3 protein-coding genes are annotated in these 3363 nt (G+C 65.0%); 1 reads left to right on the forward strand and 2 read right to left on the reverse strand.

What is annotated here, in order from left to right:
- Nucleotides 1–692: 692 nt before the first annotated feature.
- Both BJQ90_RS09155 and BJQ90_RS09160 read right to left on the reverse strand, forming a co-directional pair.
- Complete coding sequence (locus BJQ90_RS09155; protein WP_226759979.1) at nt 693–1181, reverse strand: hypothetical protein; 489 nt, start codon at nt 1179–1181, stop codon at nt 693–695.
- Between the two features lie 133 nt (nt 1182–1314).
- A complete protein-coding gene (locus BJQ90_RS09160) occupies nt 1315–2796 on the reverse strand; it encodes a hypothetical protein (RefSeq protein ID WP_226759980.1) in 1482 nt (493 codons plus the stop codon).
- Between BJQ90_RS09160 and BJQ90_RS09165 the strand changes: the two genes are divergently transcribed.
- Nucleotides 2753–3025, forward strand: a complete 273-nt coding sequence (locus BJQ90_RS09165) for a hypothetical protein (protein ID WP_226759981.1) — start codon at nt 2753–2755, stop codon at nt 3023–3025. The two genes, BJQ90_RS09160 and BJQ90_RS09165, sit on opposite strands and share 44 nt — an antisense overlap.
- Nucleotides 3026–3363 lie beyond the last annotated feature (338 nt).

Raw genomic sequence — 3363 nt, forward strand, 5'->3', positions numbered from 1 at the left:
CACCGCCAAAGCTGGGACGCTGTCCCCCGCCTTCACGCGGAGCACGATCACCATACGGCTTACGCTCGGCCCCGCCACCGCTGTACGGCTTACGCTCGGCCCCGCCACCGCTGTACGGCTTACGGTCACGGTCACCGCCACCGCCAAAGCTGGGACGCTGTCCCCCACCTTCACGCGGAGCACGATCACCATACGGCTTACGCTCGGCCCCGCCACCACTGTACGGCTTACGGTCACGGTCACCGCCAAAGCTGGGACGCTGTCCCCCACCTTCACGCGGAGCACGATCACCATACGGCTTACGCTCGGCCCCGCCACCGCTGTACGGCTTACGGTCGCCCTCGCGCGACGGGCGGTCCCCGAAGGGCTTGCGGTCACGATCTCCGGCGGGAGGACGGGCCCCCTCGGTCCCCCGGTCATCGCGAGCACGGTAACCGCGGGGCTCGCCGCCGGAGTTGTTGGTGCCGCGGAAGCCGCCACCGCCCGAATTGCGTCCGCCGCCAAAGTTGCCGCGGTCTTTGCCGTCGCGATTACCGTCGTTGTGCTCAGCCATGCTGGATTCCTCCTGTTGCGAGCCCCCGACTGGCACGCTGGCAGCCGTACTACTCTAGTTGCTTCTTGCCTGACGGGGACGAATCCGTGGTGAGCGGATTGCCTCGAGGCCAGCCTCTATTGTAGTCGAGTCCGGCGGGCTAGATTCTGGCGGTCTCCGCCAACTTCCTCAGCACGGCCTGCCCTTCCGCCGGTTCCCAAGTGGAGATCTCCTGGGGCTGGGAAACGACGAATCTCCAGACCTGGGTCCCCCGGGCCACAGCCAGGACGTGCTCCGTTGTTTGGCTGAGCCGGTTCGTGGCATAGCGGGCTTCACCCCACAAGCCCGTGACTTCCGTGGGGGACATCATGGCCTCCCACGGGTCGGCAGCCGCACGGCTGGCCGCGTCCGGGTAGGTGACAATTTCCAGGATGACCGCGTGGGTCGTCGTGCCGGCCGGGTCGAGGGGGTAGATGCAGTTTTCGTGCCTGACACCGGCGGGACTCACTGTCCCGGCAACTTCACCGGCCTGGATGTCCCGCGCCGCATCGCCGAGGACCGACCGGACCTGCTCCACATTCAGGAGGGAACACGCCCCCACTTCCGTGGTGGGAATCAGCGACGATCCGTCACGGGCGGTGGGGGGCACTGAACTGGTGGGACTCGCCACAGCCGTGGATTCGGCCGACGTCGACGCTCCCGCACTGGGCGATGGGGTGGACCCGCTGCACGCCGACAGTCCAACTGCGAGGATCAATCCGAGGCCCGCAAGCCTTGTCGTCTTAGTTGAAAACATCATCTCCGACTCCCATGATGATTCGATCTCCGGGAACAGCCCCCCGCTGGAACCTCACGACGTCTGCCTCGTCGAGGGAAATGCAGCCCCAGGTGGGGACCCGGTTGGCGTGAAGGAAGATCGCGAAGCCGGCATTCATTTGGATTGTTGAGTCCGGGGGTCTGTTGTAGTTGATCACAACTCCCTGACGATAGTCATGGGACGGCCGTGTTGCGTAGTACCACATGTTTTCGTCCGGGAAGATGTCAGCACTGGATTCGAAGTACTTGTTGTAGTTCGAATTCAACCGGCCGCCCCAGCGTGAGAACTGGTTGACCTGGAGGTAGGAGAGTGCGGTGCCAGGGTTTCCGAGGCCAAATGCTTCGGTCACCGAGAACGATCCGGTCGGCGAAAACTTGTTGATGGTGGGACCGGATGCGACGCCGGGACGGGCAAATCCGCTCTCCCCGGCATAGCCTACGACGGACCATTCTTCCTGGTAGGCCCCGTTGGCACGGACGCACGTGGTGAAGGTTACCGGTGTTGCAGGATAGCTCTCGGCAATTGCGAAAGAGACCCGCGCCGGCCCAGCGCCCAGGTATCGCACGGCGTTGCGGTTCAAAGATTCGCAGTAGCCCGCAGACCGGAGGTGGTACTTGACACCCAAGCCGGCTGTCCAGGTGAACCGGCCGTACTGAAACTCCTGTGAACACGGGCTGGCGCCGGAACAGGATTCGGCGGCGACCGGGTAGCCCAGTGAGCCTGCCTCCCAGGACCTGGCGCCGTAGCTGGAGAGGATGGCACCCCACATTGGCTGCGCGCCGCCAAAGGGCGACCAGTAGATGACGCCGCCTTCGAAACGTTGGACGCAGCCGTCACTCCTCAGGCCGCAGGTCTCGTCACTGACGGCGTAGCCCAGGCGTCCGGATTCCCAATTCAGGGTGGCCCAGCGGGCAGCAATGGCCGCCCAGGTTGGGTGGGCTCCGGTCGCCGCGGACCAGTGAACCGCCCCGCCTTCGAAACGCTGGACACATCCCCCGTTTTTCAGGCCGCAAATTTCGTCGCTGGTGGGGTAGCCGAGACGGCCAGACTCCCAGTTCAATGCGGCCCACTTGGCAGCAATGGCCGCCCAGGTTGCGTAGGCTCCGGTCGCCGCGGACCAGTGAACCGCCCCGCCTTCGAAACGCTGGACACAACCGGCGTTCCTCAGTGTGCATACCTGTTCGCTGATGGGATAGCCGAGACGGCCAGACTCCCAATTCAGGGCCGCCCACTTTGTGGCGATGGCCGCGGTTGTTGCGTGGGCTCCGGTCGCCGCGGACCAGTGAATGGCACCATGTTCGTAACGCTGGACACATCCGCCGTCCCGCAACTCACAAAAAACGGCGGAGGCTACGGCACCGAGCCAGCCGGTCTCGCCGCCCAGGGACAGCCAGCGGGCCTGAATGGCCGATTCGCCGGCACCGATCGCGGCTACGCCCGAGGGCAGGTCCTCGGCGGTGGCCGTGCTCGTCGGCCCCGGCTCAGACGACGGCGTCGGTGTGCCCGACGGTGACGTTCCCGGCACGGCCTTGGTGGGGGCCGGGGTTGCCGGCGGCGCGGAGGTCGCAGGTGCGAAGGTGGCTGAAGGGCTGGGCGAAACCGTAGGCTCCGCTCCAGGTGACGGCTGCAGGCTGGCGGCGATGGTGGGACTGATCGCAGGTAAATCTTCGGCGTGAGCCGGAACGGTCGATGTCGCCGCAGCGGCCGCCAGGATTGCCACCAAGGCAATCACTTTTGGAAATTTCACTAAACCACTCCCCCAAATCGAATAGTGGACGCTTTGGTTCCACCCGGGCCGCCGTCAGCAGGCCCCACCAAATACTAGCGGGGGCCGGTGCGTCGCAGGCAAGGGCGCACCGGTGACAAAGTAGCAGAAATCACATATTGCAGCTGCTGAGTTCACCTGACGCGGGGCCCGCTATTCCGTTGTGGTGGTTAAATGCGGGAGAGCCCCGACCGTTGTGGTTGGGGCTCTCGACCGTTTAATGATGTTCCGGCGGTGACCTACTCTCCC

This window comes from Arthrobacter sp. SO3, assembly GCF_020532825.1.
Classification (GTDB): domain Bacteria; phylum Actinomycetota; class Actinomycetes; order Actinomycetales; family Micrococcaceae; genus Arthrobacter.

Excerpts from the sequence above, each read along its gene's own strand:
- BJQ90_RS09165 (WP_226759981.1), top strand. The coding sequence starts at position 2,753 with ATGGCCGATTCGCCGGCACCGATCGCGGCTACGCCCGAGGGCAGGTCC.